This is a genomic window from Haladaptatus pallidirubidus, from assembly GCF_020700235.1.
In the GTDB taxonomy this organism is placed as follows: domain Archaea; phylum Halobacteriota; class Halobacteria; order Halobacteriales; family Haladaptataceae; genus Haladaptatus; species Haladaptatus pallidirubidus.
In genome coordinates, this window is the sequence record NZ_CP085301.1 from 2212310 (window position 1) to 2229936 (window position 17627).

The window sequence follows — 17627 nt, forward strand, 5'->3', positions numbered from 1 at the left end:
ATCCCAAACGTATTTATTTCATATAGCAAATTTCTAACTAATGGCCGAGACAACGCTATTTCGATATCGACTCAAACCAGGGCGAATAGAGCGACTCCGCGAATGGGTAGAAGAAGTGAATTCCCGACGGGACGAAGCCATCGAAACATTGCAAGATGAAAGCGTCTTTTCTGAGGCGGCATTTCTCAACTCGACAGAGGATGAGGATTACGTGATGTTCTACATGGAGGCCGAGGATCTCGAGATGGCTCATGAAGTATTCGAGTCTTCCCAGCATGACCTCGATCAAGAATTCAAACAACTTCTTGGAGAAATCGTGGCTGAAGACCAACCTGAGGAGATTATCGAACCTCTGTACCATTTAGCCAATCCGGATCGTCCGTGATTGTACGACATGTAGATCTGCTAGATCGCTATTTTCCCATTTCGAACGGCAAAAACTGTCTTCTGAAGCCCTTCTCATGGCAGACAAGGTTTCACGCTTCCCCGAGGACGCGGTGGGGGGTGAATTCACTATCCAGGTTATAGAGTGAAAAATTGACTTTATTGGGTCTATCTTTGGAGTCACCGATAGGAATATGTACCAAAGACAACAATTCTGTCGTTAATGCGCCCAGCTCGGTTTGTGACGTATTGCCTTCTGTATAGCGGGGCTGTCTTGATAGCCCAAGTTTTGGTAGCCACTCAATTTCAATTGAACATAGAAAGTGTTCTTCGTGCTGGCGTAGGACTGACGATCTTATTTACTGGCCTCATCAGATTGCGGAAGCCAGAGAAAGAGGAACGTAAACCCACGGAATACGGGCCATTGGCCTATGGGATGGCCGGTCTCGCGCTCGTGATAACAGCGATCTTTCTTGCACAACTATTCATATCGATTTAGCGCCAGACAGTTGCCTCATCAACAGGCAGTCGACAGATGTCTAGATGAGCTCATTATAGTCCAGTAATCTTTGCTCGCTGCTTCGAACCAATAGATACCCGCCATGAACTGCGTACAGATTGATTTGGGAGTTTTGGGGGAGGGTGTACTGCCGCTCATACTGCCCACAGGAAGTCAATCGCCTAAATTGGGCAAATTCAAGAAATCGACCTCGCTGCCGCCGCATGTTCTACTTCGGTTATCAAATCAATCACGCATTTTGAAATGAGTCGAAGTCCTAGAAAACAGACGACTTTTGCCCGATTGTTCAGCAGAGCTGAACTAAGCAGCGGTTATACAGCGATGAAATACACGCAGTTGAGAAATTATTGAATACACACATCATTGGATCTCAACGAGTTCGCTACATATCGTATGTGGCAGTTACTGAGGTAGTGTCCCCCAATGCGCCACGCTCGGTGGCCAGCACACGTCTAGGTAGCCTCTTTCGGAATGTGACTACTGCTCGATAGGCATCTGAACTCATCGCAGCATCACATACACCAGACCCGAAGAGCTGGTTATCAGGATGTGCATCACTTTTTCCATGCGTGACGACAACAGAAAGCCGGTTCTCGGATTGTTTGTACGTGACGTTCTGTAACACGGCTTCATTGCATTCGATCGAACCAACGTAGAGACGACCCGTGATGATCACTTGCTTCGTTTCGCCATTGAAGCGTACGGTGGGTGGGTTCCCTGACTGTCCCGGATTTGCATCGTTCCCGAGGATTTGAAACGACGTGGCTTCGATTGCGCCATTCGCCGATGTAGGAGTCACTGCATCGCGGATACTGCCGGTGAGACACCCACTAATTATGGAGACGAGTCCCGCGGTGAGGAATGAGAGGGTCGTTCGTCGCTTCATACCTATTTAGGGGGTTATTGGAGAATAAGCTTCGTGATGAGTGAAATACCTCTTTGATACTACTCTCCCTGTTGTCGTATCGGCAGTCAGAGCACCGCTACTCGTTGTCGTGGGTGCCAAGGCATATCGGTAAGCTATCTTCTCACCTCTTAGAAACAATGAGCGACCATCCATCACCTGCAACAGTTAGCAGAATCTTCAACCCTACTCATCACACTCCTAGACCATCCAGAAACAGAATCACCAAAGAGGGGTAGAAATTAGCCAACGGTAGTCCTCTGTGTCGTATTTGCGATCGCTGCTTCATACCATGCGGGTCGCGTTACCTGCGTATCATCAATTGCAGAATAGGTTCCAGATTCTTGGATGCGCACAGTCTCACCATGTAGTCCCCGGTGGCAGTCACTTGATAGCGATGAACCATACCCCATGAATCGACAACCGCAGAAAACGTTCCATTGTCGACTGTCGCTGGTAGAAATTGATCTGTGAGTAGCGATGGCCGACTCAAGTTGGTTGAGTGCAGCCGATACAACTGCGTTGTTGATTCTAAGTTGTTGACCTTCTCAATTGATGTTATCGTAAACCCATTAAAGAAGACGTACAGTCGGTCGTTGTTCGTTAACGAACCAAAGGTGTCTGTATGGTCTCTTAGTTGCTGATACTGGTGTTGTCTGGGAGTTTTGAAGAGAGCAAGTGTTCGGTTACCATTCGACCAGGTTTCAAACTGACCCTGTTTTGCGCCAAAGAGTTGTGGAATGTGGCCAGAATAGACCTCTGTAAATCGAAACTGCGTGTTGTTGTGTGCAGCCTGAATCGTCGTATTTGAGCGGCGCACCAAAGTGCCATTTGAATACTGGAGAACCGTCTTCCCATGGTACGTGAACGACTCATCCGTCAGAATCCGATCATGGGCGTCCGTCAGTTTGCCTGGATCTGTGAGACCCGTAGCGGTCAGTCCAAGAGCGAGTGTTCCTGTGAGTTTGGTCTCGTCTGATTGAGAGGGTGTATCAAGGAGTGTGGCGTCGAAGATGAGAGCACCACCTGCAATTGCGCAGAGAACGACCACAGCGACAAGCGAGTTGCGAGCCATTAGTTTCTCTGTTAGTGGTCGGTAATATGATCCTAGTGGATTACCTGATTGTGTAGTCAACTGAACCGTGCTCTCTGAACATTCAAGGAGACACTAACTGAGCGTGCTATTTGAAGGCTGAATATTCGTGGAAAGTATTATATTTAATGTCAATGGATAGTCCATAATGGTTAACAAGAACGTTTACCACGGGGCAGTAGGCACAGCAATTGCTGGTGGCGTAATCGGCATCCTGAGTGGCAGTAGTGGTCTTGCCCCATGGGGGATTCTTGGCGGCCTGATTGCTGGGTGGTCAGCAAATACAATGGCTGATGGCCTCTATGACGGTGGCCTTGCTGGGCTTATTGGCGGGATATTGACTCTCGTTGTTATCGTTGGAGTAGGAGCGATCAATGTCGTTCTCTCGACGGGAAGTCTCAACGTTGCAGGGGCGATCGGTGCCTATGTCTCGGTCGTTGTTGGCCTCATGATTATTCCGCTGTTTGCCGTTGAAGGTCTTGTTGTTGGTTCGATCATCCCATCCCTGCGGAGAGTTCTTTCCTAAATAGAGGAGAGTAGTGTCATTCTTATTGAATAAGATGTTCTGTTTTATTTTCCATATCACCACAAAGTATTTATTAATTCGTGCTAAACGGTATCATGTGTCGAGGGCGCTTTGACATCACCGGATCTGGCGCCATCACTCCTGATCCACCTCCCTCGATCCACCCCCCATTCCTCCGGAGCTCTTCTAGGCTACAATCACCGCTCGATAGGGTTAGGAGCTTCTCAATGCTATCATCTTCGATTGCACTCAGTCGAAAAACGTCCAAGCTGTTGCACTGACTCAAGCACTTGCCCTTCCGTCCGTTGCCGGTCGATATGCCGACTCCTGCTGCCATCCAATCCGTCAGCCTCAATCGGCGTTCGCGTGATCGAGTTCGTCAGTCGGTTGTAAGTGAGAATCGCTGTTGCATCCTCAGTTACGCCAATCAGCAGCCGTCTAGCTCCATCATTTTCAAGCAGTTGCGTCGCAAGTCGGTCAGTGTCGATCCCGTCGTCCCGTGTCTCCTCCAAGACGATCGCAAGCTCGCTATGGAGCGCATCGAAGAGGGCCGTCTCACGGAGCATACTAGACGCTTCGCGAGAACACACCGTAAAGAATTGCCAGCCAGACTGAGAGTGAATACACACCGTTAGTATAACCTACTAACCTACGTTAGCGTCTGTACCGTTCGAAAAACAAACGAATGAAAGACTGAGGGAGGGCCGGAGCGTCGATCAACGCCGCCCTGTAGATCTCATGGCCGCAAGGATAGATCGTGACCGCCGAGGGGCCGCGAATCGTACCTACCATCACCGTTTGCCCGCACGCCGGGCAGCGCTTCGGACTCATTCAGTAACCTCCTCAACTCGCAGCGACCCGTCGCAGTCGCCACAACTGTACTTCTCAGGGTGTTTCACAACCTTCGAGCGCCGATAACGCGCGAGTCGCCCGTCACAGTCTTCGCAAATCACCCACCAGTTCGGCGATGTGAACCGCTCGCAGTGCTGGGTTGTGTCGAGAGTATCGGTCCAACGGGTGAACGTTCGCCCGTGGTCCGCTTCCCCGAACTCGTGGTACTGCCATGCGTGAATCAATTCATGGCACACGGTCGAACTGAATTGTTCCCAACCGTGTTGCTCGAATGCATCCCATGCGAGCGAGATCGTTATTCGTCGCCCCTGCCGACCGCTGTCGTCGCTGGGACACCTCCCACGCAATTGCATCAATCGGCAGGTCAGAGAAATGCGCAGCGGCGACGTCCGCCGCGTGTGCTTGTGCTCGGTCGAGCAGGTTCCGTTCAGTCGTCGGTGTGTCGTCCGCGCATTCGGTCGAACTAGCCGCGCACTCGGTCAGCGTTCGCTGGGCGACCATATCCAATAGTTTCGATTGTTGCGCCATAAAATTAGATAACGTGACAGATGATTAGTTTGGCAGTTCCTTACGATGTGCGCGGACGCACGGCCAGCACGGGAAGCCATTCAGGCCATCACAATCGCACTCTTCAGGTTCAGCGTCGTCTTCGTCTGTCTTGTCGTCGTCCGATGGGAACGCCGTGAGCGTTCCGTCATCCGTCGCAGTTTCGACGGCAGCCATGTGCTTACAGAACGCGCTCCGGTGGACGTGGTGCGGGCAGGTGCACGCCATCACGTTGTCGGTCACGTCGTCCAGCGTCACTACGTATTGGTGGTCAGCGGGGTTCTCGTGGCTCTCATTGGTCACTTCGATGAGTCCGGGGGCATTGACGTCGAAGGAAAATTGGTCGGCCTGTGCGCGTTTCTGGGCCGTCTCGTCAGCTTCAAGCGCTGCAGTTGGGTTTGCATGCGATGCGTTCGTCAACCCAGCATTCAATAGGATCGGATTTGAGAGCGAGTGTGGACGAACCTTGGATGCCTGAGACCCGCCTCCAAGAGGTGCTTGCTCGTTAGCTAGACACTGTTTTTGATTGTGGAAAAACAGTTCGAAAGGGTTACTCTATGGGTTCGTTAGCTTCGCCTCGATCTTGATACGGTGGTACCCAGATATCTTGTTCGATCATGGAGTCGATACGCGCCTGCGTGACTTCTTCGGCATACTTGTCATGGCGAGGTGGTTGTGCATCGAGATAACGGTTCTTTGGGTAGAGTTCCCGATCGTAAATGACCTGGCATAGCTCAGTGCGAAGGTCTTTCAACCAATTTGTCAGCGGCGATCGAGTACGGTGTTCACGCAATCCTTCGATATCGATGGGAGCTCCGACATATGAGGATCCGGCACCATAGTCGTGTTCAGCAAGTACGTCACCTCGATGGTTAACAACCATCGACCCACCACCGAAGGTGTCAACGGGCGTCTCTTCATCCGGTGTGAGATAGTAGGTACCCAAATTTGGTGCAACAAGGTAGGCAGTGTTATCGAGTGCCCGGGCTCGATTTTGAATACGCCATCCGTCATTAGCAACGAGAGGTTCAGGACAAGAAATCCGACAAATAACCTCTGCCCCATTCATCGCGAGGCCGCGAACATATTCCGGATAGGCCCCTTCGATAGCCAATGAGATGCCAAGACGTCCGATATCCGTGTCTGCAACTGGGAAAAAAGCGTCTAAATCTCTGCCGTATTCTGCGACCCACGCATCCCAGACGTCGTGCGGGCTGACCGATCGTTCAACGGGGAGGAGTGGCGTCACCTTCCGGTGTTTTAGGATGATGTCACCGTCTGGATTGATAATAAATGCAGTATTAAAGAACTTGTTTGGAAACTTCGGTTCAGCTTTCTCCTTCGCTGAGGCGACAATATAGGTCTCGAATTCTGTAGCATATTCACCAAGTGTGTTGGTCTCGTCACCAGGAATGTCTATCGCGATCTCGTCTGCGTACGTCGCGTGATCCATGTCCATGACTTCATCAGTGAATCCCTGAAGCGCCCCCTCGGGAATGACGGCAAGCTTCACTGGCAATTCGAGACTACTCAGCCACGTCGCCGCTTTGAGATTGTCGTGGATGTGGTCAAGATTCTTCTGTATATCGCTACGTTCTGTCGCACCCCAGACGGTTGGAGAGAGACCAACCGCAGTGTATTGTTCGATCTTCGCCATCGGTACTCGATTGTATTATTTGTGGATAGGACATAATTATGTGTGGTGCTGTCATTGACCGGGGTTGACAAGCAGAGACAATATTATCAGTGACCAACGACATTAATCAATCTCGTGGGCAAATAGATTTCTCGTAAGTTGACTGGGGCTAATAGATCGATTGATGTGAGTGATATTCACCGACAGTTTGGAACACTTGTCTTCCAATATTGACTCTAGCAGAACGGCTGACATTGGGGAGAGTCATCTCCAAAATAACAATGGAATATCACAATGAGAGGGAGGCGAGTTTGTTCATCAACGGAAGCCAGCGGATATCCTCGACGTCATGGAACCTCTCGGACCCTACATGACGAGCGAGATCGCGGACGAACTTGGGTGGTCACGACGGTCGGCCTATAACGTTCTCACTCGACTGCATGAGAACGACGAAATTCGAAAGAAGAAGCCGGAGGAGCGGCGGGTGATCTGGATTCGGACGGAGTAGCGGTCAGCTGCTAGAGAACTGAGTTCTGTGTAGCGACAAAAACCAGGTTGATACTACAGTGAAGCGGTGAACCGTTACAAATCGCGCGCTTGGACGGTTTTGCGATCGTTTTCCTCGGCTCGGCGAGAGGCGTCCTCGAGGACTGCTGCGACTTCCTCGTCAAGTGCATCGTAGAAGTCACTCGCCACATTCTGGTCTTCGAGCTGTTCTTTCACTGCCGCTTTGACAATCAAATTGCCCATACAAGCGCCCAGACGGGATAATACTACAAAAGACCAGTGGTGAAATGGTTGAAAAAGGACCAGTAATTCGGTTCACTGATGACAATATTCTTCGAGTAATTCGTGAGACCGAGTTTCCGGCGGTGACTGCTCGGTGGGTCGCAGATACGGTTGGGATGGAGCGACGGCCAGTGCATCAGCGGTTTGAGGAGTTGCATGAAAGGGGTGAGTTGGAGCGTGGAAAATTGAGTCCGCGGGTGGTTATCTGGTAAATTCCAGAAGAGTAGTGAGTATATTACTCCCACCATCATCATAATCGCTCTCAGGACCACCGATAATTAGATCTAACGCTCGGGTGATACCACCGACCGCGATCGTCTCCGGATAGCGTCCGTCATAGTCGAATTCATTGCCCTGTTGCAACCCTCAATAGACGATACGAATCGCGTGCCGAATACAGAGAAGGGATTCTGCTCTGTATCTCAAGCGCACCTTGCAATCGAGTGAAGACGGCATTACCCAGGACCCTCGACGTTCACGATCCAGGGTTCGCCACCGCAGAGCCAGATGATCCCCGTGTGGGCGGTATCAGTCGGATTCGTATCGCGGTGGATCAGCTCCGGCGGGACATGGAAACACTCGCCGATTTCGATCCGTGCACTGTTCTCGCCCGCTGGACCATACTCGGTCTCGCTCGGTCCGTCAACAGCATAGCCAAAATAGACATTCTCTCCATGGTGATGCCAACCAGCGGCGGCCCCTCCGGCTGCTTGGACACGCATCATGAGGACCGCAGCTTCAGGAAACGGTGTCTCTCGAATCAGGTTTGGACTCTCGACCGTTGACACGAGGTCGTCGGGACCGACAATGGCCGGCTCGGAGTCTATATCAGTAGTCGGCGGTGCAGCGACCTGCGTAATGTCAGAATCGCCAGTAACGACTGCCAGGATCTCCAGTTGATCAACCCCGCCGATGTACCTGTGAACGGTTGTGGGAGGCACGTGGAGGAAGTCGCCTGTCTCAATGGCTGTCGATTGACCTTCGCTATGTGCAATCCGTCCTTGGCCAGTGCGAACCCATCCATAGATGGCTCCTTCCCGGACGTGCCACGGCGTATTCTCGTCGATCCGAAGCAGCACGAACCGATAGTCAGCAACGTGAAACAGCGTCTGCTCAATGAGGCCAGCCATCGGTTCGGTCCGATCTCTATCCGTCGGATCGACAACTCGAATGTCACCGCTCATATCGTATCGGTGGAGTCGTAGCCGGATTACTTCTTTGTCGGGTGGCAAATTCAGGAAGTGTTCGCTGGCGACGCTCGTTGCGTGCCGTTGTGCTCGGTCGAGGAGGACTGTCGGTGTCTCAGGTGTATCATCGGTCACAGCGTTCGCGCTTTCCGTCAACGTTCGCTGGTCGGTGATCTCCGAGATCGTCAATTGGCGTACCACGGATAAAAAAGACTGAAGCGGTGGTTAGTTCGGCAGTTCCTTTCGTCCCATTTGCACACACGGCCAGCATGGGAAATCACCGAGGCCCTCACAGTCGCAGTCTTCGGGTTTGACATCGTCGTCATCCTCCAAAGGGAAGGCGTCGAGCGTCCCGTCATCAGCCGCGTGCTCGACGGCGGCCATGCGCTTGCAGAAGGCGTTGCGGTGGACGTGGTGCGGACACGTGCAGGCCATCAGTTTCTCGGTTACGTCGTCGATGGAGACGGTGTACTGGTGCTCAGCGGGGTTCTCGTGGCTCTCGGTGGTGACTTCGACCTGTCCGAGAGCCTCGACGCGGAACCGGAACTGTTCCCACTGTGCGCGTTTCTGTGCCGTCTCGTCAGCTTCACGGGCAGTGGATTGTTTTGTACTCATGGTCTTTCAATCTATTCAGGAAGACCAGTGCTGGTTCTGTTCGGACAGACATGCTCGTCCAAACGCGTTATCATCGACTGTTGATTGAAATAGTAGCTACTTCTGATTGATACGATTTATTGCGGTTCGCCTCCCTGCAAAACGATCTGCGGCTTAATTCGGGCTTCCCAGTACCACCCAGGTGGACACAATCTATACTCCAGTGGCGGTCATACTGTTGGGTATGGACGCAATGGTTATCGCAGACTTCGGTGGTACCGACGTATTCGAACACCGCGATGTCGAGAAGCCATCTCCTGGACCGACCGAAGTCTTGGTTCGGGTGCATGCGTCGTCAGTCAATCCTGTCGACTACAAGATTCGCCAAGCTGGATCATGGGCTGGTATCTCCCCACCAACAGTCATCGGGTACGATGTCTCCGGTGTTGTCGAAGCTGTGGGCGAAGCTGTCATGGACTTCGAACCTGGTGACGAAGTGTTCTACACACCAGAGATTTTCGGCAAGCAGGGGAGTTACGCCGAATACCACGTTGCCGATGAATCAATTGTCGCTCAGAAGCCTACAAATCTTTCCCACACCGAAGCAGCGGCGCTCCCGCTCGCTGGTGGAACGGCATGGGAGGCAATCATCACGCGGGGCAATGTGGCAGCTGGTGAGACGGCACTGATCCACGGTACCGGCGGTGTCGGTGCCCACGCCGTACAAATTGCGCACGCTGCCGGAGCACAGGTCATCGCAACAGCGAGCCCTGAAATGGTTGAACAGACCGAAAATATCGGTGCGACTCGCGCAATCGACTACAAATCAGAGGAATTTGCTGACGTAATCGAGTCAGAGTTCGATGAGCCGGTTGATCTCGTCTTCGACACTGTCGGGGGTGACACGCTGGTTGAAAGTACGGGCATTACGAAGCCGCATGGTCGACTGGTTACCATTCTCGAACCGGAGGGTGAATGGGGGAATGCGTACCAGAAGAACCTCACAATTGAGATGCTATTCCTCGAACGTAGCCGACGGCCACTCGAAGGATTACGACAGCTCGCTGAACGTGGTCAGCTCGAACCGGTTATCGATTCGGTTCTCCCCTTGGAGGAGGTGGCGAAGGCACACGAGATGATCGAAGGAAGCGGACTCACTGGCAAGGTTGTATTGGATATCGCCGGTGACTGAAATCGTCTTCTGATGAGAAGGCGTCGAGTGTTCCGTCGTCGGTTGCGTTTTCGACGGCGGCCATGTGCTTGCAGAAAGCATTGCGGTGAACGTGATGCGGACACGTGCAGGCCTCGGTTCCTCAGTCACGTCGTTGATGGGGACGGTGTACTGGTGGTCTGCGGGATTCTCATGGCTCTCGGTGGTGACTTCAACCATTCCGGGGGCCATCGACGTCGAAGGAAAATTGGTCGGCCTGTGCGCGTTTCTGTGCCGTCTCGTCAGCTCCCCTCTATGCTAATCGGGGTCGTCGGAATTTCATCTCGATACAATTCGAGACATTTACAGAGGGCACTGGCCAATTTCATATCTTCTATCAGAGAATAGTTTTAAGTTCCTGTTTCTAACGATAATATCTATGGAGTTCATTGACAGGCGTGAATTCTTAACACGTACTGGTGCAGTAGTTGCAATTGGTGCCGTCGCATCTCAACAGGGAATCGCCGAAAGTGCGGAAACACCCACAGAACAGGCCGTTGGCACTCTTGGCCCAGCAGGAAGTTACTCCCATCGTGCAGCTCTACAAGTTAATAATCAGGTCAAATTCTACGAGACCATGTTTGCCGCTGCAGATGCGGTAAGGTCGGGCGAAGTGCAAGCAGCTATTCTTCCGATTGAGAACTCAATCCAGGGTGCAGTTATCGATACACTGGATATTCTCGAAGATCGTGATCTGTATATTACCGCAGAGGTGAACGTTGAAATCCGGCATGCGTTGATGGCCCAATCACCCGATTTCACGAAAGTGGCAAGTCACCCGCAAGCACTTGCACAAAGTAGTGACTATCTTTCCAGAGAGTATCCGAATGCCGAGTTCCATGAAGTCGATAGCACCTCCGCAAGCGTTGAGTTGGCTACGAGGGACAGGTCAGTTGCTGCGGTAGCCCATCCTGATCTCGCGGAGAACAATGGTTTAGAGCTGCTTGCAACAGATATTCAAAACGTATCGAATAACGTAACTCGATTTGTCCGCCTCGAGACTGAACCTGCGACTGAGGGGACAAAATCAACGCTGCTTCTGTATCCTGGTCGAGAGGCTCCTGCCTTGTCCAGCGATGTTTTGGACATCTTGGGAGATGCGGATATCGACTTTACGCGCTTCGAGGCACGTCCTTCGATGAAAGCACTCGGAGACTATGTCTTTCATGCAGATTTTGAAGGTGATGACCCAGAAACTGTGATAGATACCATAGAACCGGCGTTTGACTGGGTGCAGTATCTTGGTACCTATGATTTGATTATGGATTGTCGTTGAGCCTCTATCGGCTACCAGCATGTTGCTCAGGTTGGTTTTGACAATAAACTGTAAGCTACGATGATAGACGAGAGAACGCAATACTAGTGGTCAATTTACAGAGGAAACAACTGACGACGATATTCTGACAGTGATGTGCGAGTCAGAGTTTCCGGCGGTGACCGCTCGGTGGGTGGCGGATACGCTTGAGATTGAGCGGCCCTCCGCGCATCGACGGCTGGAGGTGCTGCATGAGGATGGTGTGGTGGAGCGTGGGAAGTTGAGTCCGCGGGTGGTTATCTGGTGGGTTTCAGAGGAATAGACACTGTACTCGAATAGGAACCCAATCCGTCTACAATTCAACAGAAGTTCGGTGCGTTCGCACGGTCACACCGTTGGTGGAAGCAATTCCGTGAACTCGTCATCAAGTGTGTCGTCCATAACTTGGAGCAAGCTCTCATCATTTCACACAAGGAGGGAAATTGGTTGTAAGTCTGAGAAGAATGTGCTACTGAATACAGAGAATGGATTGATCAACCGGGCGACCCGGTCGGTATCGAGCCGAGTAGTTACAATCCCACCGTCACGTTCGCTGCCCAGTCCGGTTTCTCAACGTCAGTGCTCCCCACGTCGGACAGGGTGTATGTCTTCGTAATCCTCCGGGTGTGGTAGTCGGCCCAGACGAATTCGTATTCATAGTGGCGGATGACGCCGTCTTCGTCGAGCAGGAGTGTCGCTGAGAACTCCTCGTACCACGAACTCGCGTTCTCGCCTCCCGCCCACGAATCGGACAGCGCGTCGACGCCGGTGGCCTCGTAACGCATCACCGGAACGCCCTGGAACGTCTCGACGCCTTCGCGCTCGTAGGTGGCATCAATCGCAGCAAACGCGTGCTGGCTTCCGCTGTTGTTGTTGAACCATCCGCGCCAGAGATACCGCTCGCCCGACTCGTTGAACACCGGGGCGCGGGTAGGATTCACTACCGACTCGTTCTCCGTCCGGGACAGGGCGTACTCCGTACTTCCGTTCGAGTAGATGGAACGGTTCCCCGAAAAGTAGCCAGTGGTGTGTCCGAGGTACTGTGAGGCGCCGGACTCGACAAGAAAACGGCCCGTCTCGTTCATGTATTTGAAGTTCTTCTCTGAAGGGTGGAGAACGCGGTCCTTCCGGGTTTTCTCGGTTGAGAGCGTGAAACTCGTGTTCGCCAGCGCGGTCGCATGGGTGTCAAACACCGACTGGTCGATGGCCGACGCGTTCGGGAACTCGTCGGGGGACGCGTCGGGCGACGGCCCGTTCCCGCCCGTGCCTGAAAGTCCAGTACATCCCGCGAAGACCAGGAGGGCGACGACGGCGATCGCTGAGAGCGAAGACATACGCATGGGTGACTATTCAAATAATTCATATTTAACGCTGATGGGTAACGCCATCTCTCGGATACAGGGCGAATGCCACCCTAACCCAGTATTGTGACTCTCAAGAGAATCAGTCCCAAACCGATTGCAAGATACGCGCTATGTATTCATCATGGCTTGTGGAACATATCACCGATTGAGAGATTCAAGGAGGCCGAATTCGTCTATAACCTTCTGGGTCTCGAATACGAGGACAACATCCACGTCGCTCTCTCGTGTGACTTCCTTCGTCGGGTTCACAAAACTTCCTGTGAGCTACGCACTGCAAAGACGATCCTCGTTGACTTCGAGTGCATCTCGGATCTGTGGACGTTGGGTTGGTTTTGTTATCGCCCATTGCAGTGGAGTATCGGAGATTGGTTACTGTGATACAGGCACCAAGGCGCGATGCCGGAACCAGACATCGATTCCCTCACCACTGGTTTCGATGCAATAGCTGTAAGAATCCAGTTCACGCCCAGTCTCGTCTCCGAGATTGTCCTGCAGGACGTCCGTGATGGTGCCTTCTTTCCCATGGTGTTCACTGTCGGGATCAGTCTCGGACACGTAGACCTGTACGTTGTCGCCTGGTTGGTAGGGGTCGCTCGCTGGTTGAGGCACGTCCTCCATCGTTACTCGGTATTCTGTATGGTGAGTTTTTATTGGTATCGGACATCCGTGTGATTCGATGGCTAATAGTGATTCGCAGAAGTTTTCATACCCTCTATCGCAGCAGTTTCTCGACTGGTTGAAAATGCGTTGACCGATACAAAGCGTGTATTCAGCAGGTATTCTTGGTGTGGTACGCGTTCAAATTTCGGTAGACGTTCTGGGCGTACCTCTTTCCCAGTTATGCACTGGAGGTCAAGACTGGGATGTTTCGTCCCCGGAGCCAATACTCGCCTCCGGCGAGCAGGCCATACGCGATGAGATAAATCGGTGCCCAGAAGAGTACTAAAGCAAAGGCAGGCGCATCGCCCCCTTCACTTCCAATAATGGGAAGATGAATGGCGACGTGCCAAAGCAGCAGAATGAGCGCCATGAGTATGGATGGGCCACGAATGTCGTAGCGCATCCAGAGCAGGATAGGGATACCAATCGTGCCGAACGCGAAGAGTGTAGCCAACCCGAATGATGACCAGAATGACTCCGTGATTTGGATGTCGGGCGATTGAGCACTATACGCGAAGACGATACCGGCGTAGACGATGCTGGCAAGGCCACCACTCAGGATGACTCGTTTCCAGTCTCCAAGCGATGACTGCCACTTGTGGAGGGACGGCATACACTAACAAACGTATGATAGGGAGATAAGTCTAGACTCTTTATCGAACGATCGGACTGCGACATTCCTACCCCTGTTTCCTGACTGATACGCGCTGTGTATCTCGCACGACCTTTCTAAGAGACACTGGTGAGTAAAGAAAACCAGTGCTGGATTCTTTCGCTAATCCCTATAACCATTCATTGGCCTATACTGACAATGTTCACCACGTAGATTCCAATACAAGCCGGTAGCGAAGGGATCCAAAAGAGATTGGAATGACGCTGGTGAGAAACGAATGAACTTGGGTGGGATATATCTTCACCAGCCGCCGCCAAACTCGGCAGTCAGACCACACAGCTCGGAGAATTTCGTCAGATACCGTTTCTTGCTCTCTTGATTCAACGAGACATATAAGAAAAACTCATCGGAGAGGTTTCTTTGCCTCCGCATTGGCTCTCCGGTGGGATGAGTCGGCTCTGAATTGAGGATCGCATTTTTGGAGCCAGGAACATAGGGAAACGAGTCTAACTGGTCGATGAGATCGTACTCTTGGATCAGGAGATCAACCGTCTCTGCCATCGCATCTGATTGATTTTCCTCAGCGCATGACCACACGCGATCCCCGTTTGCAGAAAGATGGACGATATACGCTGTATCGACTGTAGAAGAAGTATCAGAGACGACTTCATCTGAAGTAGTCACAATCTCTCCCCCATTTTCAACGACCGGGAGATCTGCTTCATCACCGTTTGCGAGCGTGTGAATCAGCGAATCAATGTACTCCTTTGACTTTGGTTCGATTTCCTGCGCTAGTGAATCGTCAATTTCTGCAATTACGAGCTGCGTCACTCGCTCAGCGAGGCTTTCTTTTTGCTGTTGGAGTGTTTCGACGGCGTGTTGTCGTGCTTCAATACGATGAGCAATGGTATCTGCTTCGCCTGTCTTGACGAGCTTCTTTGAGAGGAGTTTCAAGACGTGCCAATTGTCTTCGAGCTCAGCAATCGAGAACTGTGCTAATGAGACCTCATCAGGACGAGAGCTGTTTTTGCGACGACGGAAGATCTCAAACTGACTGCCGGTCGTTAGGAGTCCCCAATCAACCCCTTTCTGTCGCATGTAGCTCGTTAATTGGCAACGATCGGCATCAGTGAGTGTACTATCGCAACCTTTCGCTTCGATGAATACGACGGGGGCGGTTTCGATGAGCAGGGCGTGATCTGCGCGGGTGTTCCCTCGACCGATTTGCATCGGATATTCGAGTTCGACTTCTGGTGAAAACATATCCCACCCAAGCAGCTTGATGAGTGGCTGGATGAGTTTTACCTTCGTATTTTCCTCATCCATTTGCGGTGCTTGGTCGATTAGAGATTGGGACCGTTCGACGTACGCTGTGATCTCAGATTCGTTCATCGATTAGTTAGTCCTCGCGTGCGTCAGCGACGAAGCGGTAGAGACCTCGATTGACCTTTTCAACCCATCCAGCATCGACAAGTCCGCGAAGATCCCGATTGATGTGCTGTCTACGGGTATCGAGCTGTTCTTCGAGGCGTTTTGGATTGGCATACCCCCAAGGTTGTGTCTCGTCCTGCTTTGAGCACTTCTAGAATAGCGTCTTGGCGGTCGTTTGGTTCGAACTTCTCGTTAACCATTATGATGAGAGGTGTTACTTGATTACAATTAATGTTACTAAAATATTGTTGGTATGAGTTACTGCGATCGTTAATAGTATTGTTACTATATAATAGTCGACGGCTAACTCTACAAGTTTTGACCAGCGATAGTGCAGAGGAGCTTGGATAGCCATGTCGGACGGCGTACGAGGTTTTGAACGGGCTTGCTGAAGAGGGGAGATTCGCAAGAAGAAGCCAGAAGCGCGTTGGGTGATTTAGATTCGGTTGGAACAGCGATCCATAGCTAGAGACGTGAGTTCTGTGATCAGAGCCCTACTGTTTTATTCCTGTAATAGAGGTAAACAGGAACGGAAATGAAGAAAAGGAGAAATGCAGAGATCACGTAGAGCCATGCTCGTGGCTCCCAATTAGAGACATTCCTCACTTTACGAATATCGACATACATCACTATAGGGAGTAAAAGGATTAGTAAGCCAGTTAGTGCACTCGCATTTCCTGCTACAGCTCCAACAAGAATTAATGGAATGCCGATGATACCATAATGCCAATTTCCAGCCTCCTTTGAATTATTTTCACCGTTTGCGGAGTCATCTACCAGGTCAGTGCTCTCTATTACTTGATTTCTAGCAGGTTTCTCTTCCTCGGTCTCTCGAATCTCGGCTTTGATCGCATCCCTGTCCTTGATCAACGGCTCAAGCACGTCCGGAAGATATCCTCGGTCATCACAAATTGAATAGCCGATATCCGGCACGTCCTCCCGATCGGCGTGGCACTCACAGCGGATCTTCTCTGGACTCACGTTCCGCGTGACGATGATGTTCGGATACAACGACGAGAAGTCAAGTTCGTGAACGTCCTCGTGCAGCCCGACGTCCGGCGCGAACGTGAACCCACCTCGGTCGGCGTCGTGCAATTGGCACATCGTCTTGAACTGCTCATGGCGCCACGAACGCCACGGGACAAGCACGTCCCGCCTTCGTGCTTCCTGGATCTGAACCCCTGTCAGAATGTTCCCGATCGACGACCACGCTAACTCCTGCAATGGCTTCCCTGACTGCTCGACGAGATACAGACAACCATCGAGATTAGTCTGATTCCACATGAACGTATTCGAGCCGTCGATGATCACCCGCCCGGGGAGATTGTACCGTGCTGGAGAGTGTCCGACTTGCCCGTAGCTTTCGTATGTCGATTTACCCGTCAACTGCTGCCAACCTGGCCGTCGTCCAAGTTGGAACTCCACATCGAGCCGATCGGCCTGTTGAAAGAGAACCGGTATGAGGTCACTCGTATTCAGAAACAGAACGTCGGGGTCAACCGACTCTACTCGATCCGATAGCGTTGCTAACACGTCCGCACCACTCCCAGCTATCGTCTCATCGTTGACCGTGAGTTCAGTAACCCTCTCACTCGCGAGTTCTGTCTCCGAGACGGCAATCTGCATCTGGGAAAGTTTGTGGGCCGGTAGTGGGTCAATTCCTTCTTCGAGACAGTAGCGGAACTCTCGCGAGAAGTCGACGTTGTAGCAGCGATACTCACCAGGCGAACCCCACTTGCTCACCATTCGTGCCACTGAGTTCACCGCCTTGAGGTCAACTACATCCACCTGGAGGACTCGTTCGGGATCGTGCCGAAAGCTCACGCGTTCATCAACCACAGCAACCCGAACAGCGGCGGGATGGTCACGAAGTGCGGCACGTGCTGTCGAAAAATCGCCGTCACCATGCACCGACACGTAGATTGTCGGTGTATACGACTCATCGACTTCACACTCCACCCCCGTCTCAGTTACCGACCATCTGAGCACGTCGCCGTCGACGTAGTCGATTTTGTACACCATCG

The 17627-nt window shown here is 52.0% G+C and carries 20 protein-coding genes; 6 read left to right on the forward strand and 14 right to left on the reverse strand.

Annotated elements, in window-relative coordinates:
• Nucleotides 1-40: 40 nt before the first annotated feature.
• Nucleotides 41-385: a DUF6176 family protein gene (locus tag LIX15_RS12015; RefSeq protein WP_227773426.1), complete on the forward strand. Its 345-nt coding sequence runs from the start codon at nucleotides 41-43 to the stop codon at nucleotides 383-385.
• Between the two features lie 901 nt (nucleotides 386-1286).
• On the opposite strand, the gene LIX15_RS12020 is transcribed toward LIX15_RS12015, so the two are convergent.
• Together LIX15_RS12020 and LIX15_RS12025 are read right to left on the reverse strand one after the other, a co-directional pair.
• On the reverse strand, nucleotides 1287-1790 hold the full coding sequence (locus tag LIX15_RS12020) for a hypothetical protein (protein ID WP_227773427.1): 504 nt from the start codon (nucleotides 1788-1790) through the stop codon (nucleotides 1287-1289).
• A 322-nt stretch (nucleotides 1791-2112) separates the two neighbouring features.
• Nucleotides 2113-2883, reverse strand: a complete 771-nt coding sequence (locus tag LIX15_RS12025; protein WP_227773428.1) for a hypothetical protein — start codon at nucleotides 2881-2883, stop codon at nucleotides 2113-2115.
• Nucleotides 2884-3049: 166 nt separating this feature from the next.
• On the opposite strand from LIX15_RS12025, the gene LIX15_RS12030 reads away from it, so the two are divergent.
• Nucleotides 3050-3427: a hypothetical protein gene (locus LIX15_RS12030; protein WP_227773429.1), complete on the forward strand. Its 378-nt coding sequence runs from the start codon at nucleotides 3050-3052 to the stop codon at nucleotides 3425-3427.
• A gap of 233 nt (nucleotides 3428-3660) precedes the next feature.
• Here the strand turns inward: LIX15_RS12030 and LIX15_RS12035 are convergent, their stop codons facing one another.
• From LIX15_RS12035 to LIX15_RS12050, 4 genes are all read right to left on the reverse strand, one after another.
• The gene (locus tag LIX15_RS12035; protein WP_227773430.1) at nucleotides 3661-3993 is read right to left on the reverse strand and encodes a hypothetical protein; all 333 of its coding nucleotides are present in this window, start codon (nucleotides 3991-3993) and stop codon (nucleotides 3661-3663) included.
• A 261-nt stretch (nucleotides 3994-4254) separates the two neighbouring features.
• Nucleotides 4255-4632, reverse strand: coding sequence for a SprT-like domain-containing protein (locus LIX15_RS12040; protein WP_265338368.1), 378 nt, complete (start codon nucleotides 4630-4632; stop codon nucleotides 4255-4257).
• Between the two features lie 199 nt (nucleotides 4633-4831).
• A complete protein-coding gene (locus tag LIX15_RS12045) occupies nucleotides 4832-5245 on the reverse strand; it encodes an SWIM zinc finger family protein (RefSeq protein WP_227773431.1) in 414 nt (137 codons plus the stop codon).
• A gap of 130 nt (nucleotides 5246-5375) precedes the next feature.
• Nucleotides 5376-6482: a nitrilase-related carbon-nitrogen hydrolase gene (locus LIX15_RS12050; protein ID WP_227773432.1), complete on the reverse strand. Its 1107-nt coding sequence runs from the start codon at nucleotides 6480-6482 to the stop codon at nucleotides 5376-5378.
• Nucleotides 6483-6810: 328 nt separating this feature from the next.
• Here LIX15_RS12050 and LIX15_RS12055 point away from each other — a divergent pair, with 328 nt between their 5' ends.
• The gene (locus LIX15_RS12055) at nucleotides 6811-6969 is read left to right on the forward strand and encodes a hypothetical protein (protein WP_227773433.1); all 159 of its coding nucleotides are present in this window, start codon (nucleotides 6811-6813) and stop codon (nucleotides 6967-6969) included.
• A 74-nt stretch (nucleotides 6970-7043) separates the two neighbouring features.
• Here LIX15_RS12055 and LIX15_RS12060 read toward each other — a convergent pair whose 3' ends face one another.
• The 3 genes from LIX15_RS12060 to LIX15_RS12070 form a co-directional block, all read right to left on the reverse strand.
• A complete protein-coding gene (locus LIX15_RS12060; protein ID WP_227773434.1) occupies nucleotides 7044-7211 on the reverse strand; it encodes a DUF1931 domain-containing protein in 168 nt (55 codons plus the stop codon).
• Between the two features lie 494 nt (nucleotides 7212-7705).
• Nucleotides 7706-8626, reverse strand: a complete 921-nt coding sequence (locus LIX15_RS12065; protein ID WP_227773435.1) for a cupin domain-containing protein — start codon at nucleotides 8624-8626, stop codon at nucleotides 7706-7708.
• Between the two features lie 36 nt (nucleotides 8627-8662).
• Entirely contained in the window at nucleotides 8663-9052 is a 390-nt protein-coding gene (locus LIX15_RS12070) for an SWIM zinc finger family protein (protein ID WP_227773436.1), read from the reverse strand.
• 223 nt (nucleotides 9053-9275) lie between these two features.
• Between LIX15_RS12070 and LIX15_RS12075 the strand changes: the two genes are divergently transcribed.
• The 3 genes from LIX15_RS12075 to LIX15_RS12085 all read left to right on the forward strand — a co-directional run bounded on the left by LIX15_RS12075 (nucleotide 9276) and on the right by LIX15_RS12085 (nucleotide 11517).
• Entirely contained in the window at nucleotides 9276-10223 is a 948-nt protein-coding gene (locus tag LIX15_RS12075; protein ID WP_227773437.1) for a zinc-binding dehydrogenase, read from the forward strand.
• Nucleotides 10224-10287: 64 nt separating this feature from the next.
• Nucleotides 10288-10503: a hypothetical protein gene (locus LIX15_RS12080; RefSeq protein WP_227773438.1), complete on the forward strand. Its 216-nt coding sequence runs from the start codon at nucleotides 10288-10290 to the stop codon at nucleotides 10501-10503.
• Nucleotides 10504-10620: 117 nt separating this feature from the next.
• Nucleotides 10621-11517: a prephenate dehydratase gene (locus LIX15_RS12085; RefSeq protein WP_227773439.1), complete on the forward strand. Its 897-nt coding sequence runs from the start codon at nucleotides 10621-10623 to the stop codon at nucleotides 11515-11517.
• 548 nt (nucleotides 11518-12065) lie between these two features.
• Here the strand turns inward: LIX15_RS12085 and LIX15_RS12090 are convergent.
• The 5 genes from LIX15_RS12090 to LIX15_RS12110 form a co-directional block, all read right to left on the reverse strand.
• A complete protein-coding gene (locus tag LIX15_RS12090) occupies nucleotides 12066-12869 on the reverse strand; it encodes a DUF7537 family lipoprotein (RefSeq protein ID WP_227773440.1) in 804 nt (267 codons plus the stop codon).
• Between the two features lie 399 nt (nucleotides 12870-13268).
• Nucleotides 13269-13517, reverse strand: coding sequence for a DUF8139 family protein (locus LIX15_RS12095; RefSeq protein ID WP_227773441.1), 249 nt, complete (start codon nucleotides 13515-13517; stop codon nucleotides 13269-13271).
• A 220-nt stretch (nucleotides 13518-13737) separates the two neighbouring features.
• Entirely contained in the window at nucleotides 13738-14172 is a 435-nt protein-coding gene (locus LIX15_RS12100) for a hypothetical protein (protein ID WP_227773442.1), read from the reverse strand.
• 300 nt (nucleotides 14173-14472) lie between these two features.
• Nucleotides 14473-15498: a type I restriction enzyme HsdR N-terminal domain-containing protein gene (locus tag LIX15_RS12105; protein WP_227773443.1), complete on the reverse strand. Its 1026-nt coding sequence runs from the start codon at nucleotides 15496-15498 to the stop codon at nucleotides 14473-14475.
• Between the two features lie 591 nt (nucleotides 15499-16089).
• The gene (locus LIX15_RS12110) at nucleotides 16090-17625 is read right to left on the reverse strand and encodes a DNA polymerase domain-containing protein (RefSeq protein ID WP_227773444.1); all 1536 of its coding nucleotides are present in this window, start codon (nucleotides 17623-17625) and stop codon (nucleotides 16090-16092) included.
• Between the last annotated feature and the right edge of the window lie 2 nt (nucleotides 17626-17627).

What these genes read in the sequence shown, in the direction of transcription:
- LIX15_RS12075 (WP_227773437.1), top strand. Translation starts at nt 9,276, where the DNA reads ATGGACGCAATGGTTATCGCAGACTTCGGTGGTACCGACGTATTCGAA.
- LIX15_RS12070 (WP_227773436.1), bottom strand. Translation starts at nt 9,052, where the DNA reads ATGAGTACAAAACAATCCACTGCCCGTGAAGCTGACGAGACGGCACAG.
- LIX15_RS12050 (WP_227773432.1), bottom strand. Translation starts at nt 6,482, where the DNA reads ATGGCGAAGATCGAACAATACACTGCGGTTGGTCTCTCTCCAACCGTC.
- LIX15_RS12105 (WP_227773443.1), bottom strand. Translation starts at nt 15,498, where the DNA reads ATGGATGAGGAAAATACGAAGGTAAAACTCATCCAGCCACTCATCAAG.
- LIX15_RS12040 (WP_265338368.1), bottom strand. Translation starts at nt 4,632, where the DNA reads ATGCAATTGCGTGGGAGGTGTCCCAGCGACGACAGCGGTCGGCAGGGG.
- LIX15_RS12030 (WP_227773429.1), top strand. Translation starts at nt 3,050, where the DNA reads ATGGTTAACAAGAACGTTTACCACGGGGCAGTAGGCACAGCAATTGCT.
- LIX15_RS12060 (WP_227773434.1), bottom strand. Translation starts at nt 7,211, where the DNA reads ATGGGCAATTTGATTGTCAAAGCGGCAGTGAAAGAACAGCTCGAAGAC.
- LIX15_RS12090 (WP_227773440.1), bottom strand. Translation starts at nt 12,869, where the DNA reads ATGTCTTCGCTCTCAGCGATCGCCGTCGTCGCCCTCCTGGTCTTCGCG.
- LIX15_RS12025 (WP_227773428.1), bottom strand. Translation starts at nt 2,883, where the DNA reads ATGGCTCGCAACTCGCTTGTCGCTGTGGTCGTTCTCTGCGCAATTGCA.
- LIX15_RS12085 (WP_227773439.1), top strand. Translation starts at nt 10,621, where the DNA reads ATGGAGTTCATTGACAGGCGTGAATTCTTAACACGTACTGGTGCAGTA.
- LIX15_RS12020 (WP_227773427.1), bottom strand. Translation starts at nt 1,790, where the DNA reads ATGAAGCGACGAACGACCCTCTCATTCCTCACCGCGGGACTCGTCTCC.
- LIX15_RS12110 (WP_227773444.1), bottom strand. Translation starts at nt 17,625, where the DNA reads ATGGTGTACAAAATCGACTACGTCGACGGCGACGTGCTCAGATGGTCG.
- LIX15_RS12100 (WP_227773442.1), bottom strand. Translation starts at nt 14,172, where the DNA reads ATGCCGTCCCTCCACAAGTGGCAGTCATCGCTTGGAGACTGGAAACGA.
- LIX15_RS12055 (WP_227773433.1), top strand. Translation starts at nt 6,811, where the DNA reads ATGGAACCTCTCGGACCCTACATGACGAGCGAGATCGCGGACGAACTT.
- LIX15_RS12095 (WP_227773441.1), bottom strand. Translation starts at nt 13,517, where the DNA reads ATGGAGGACGTGCCTCAACCAGCGAGCGACCCCTACCAACCAGGCGAC.
- LIX15_RS12015 (WP_227773426.1), top strand. Translation starts at nt 41, where the DNA reads ATGGCCGAGACAACGCTATTTCGATATCGACTCAAACCAGGGCGAATA.
- LIX15_RS12035 (WP_227773430.1), bottom strand. Translation starts at nt 3,993, where the DNA reads ATGCTCCGTGAGACGGCCCTCTTCGATGCGCTCCATAGCGAGCTTGCG.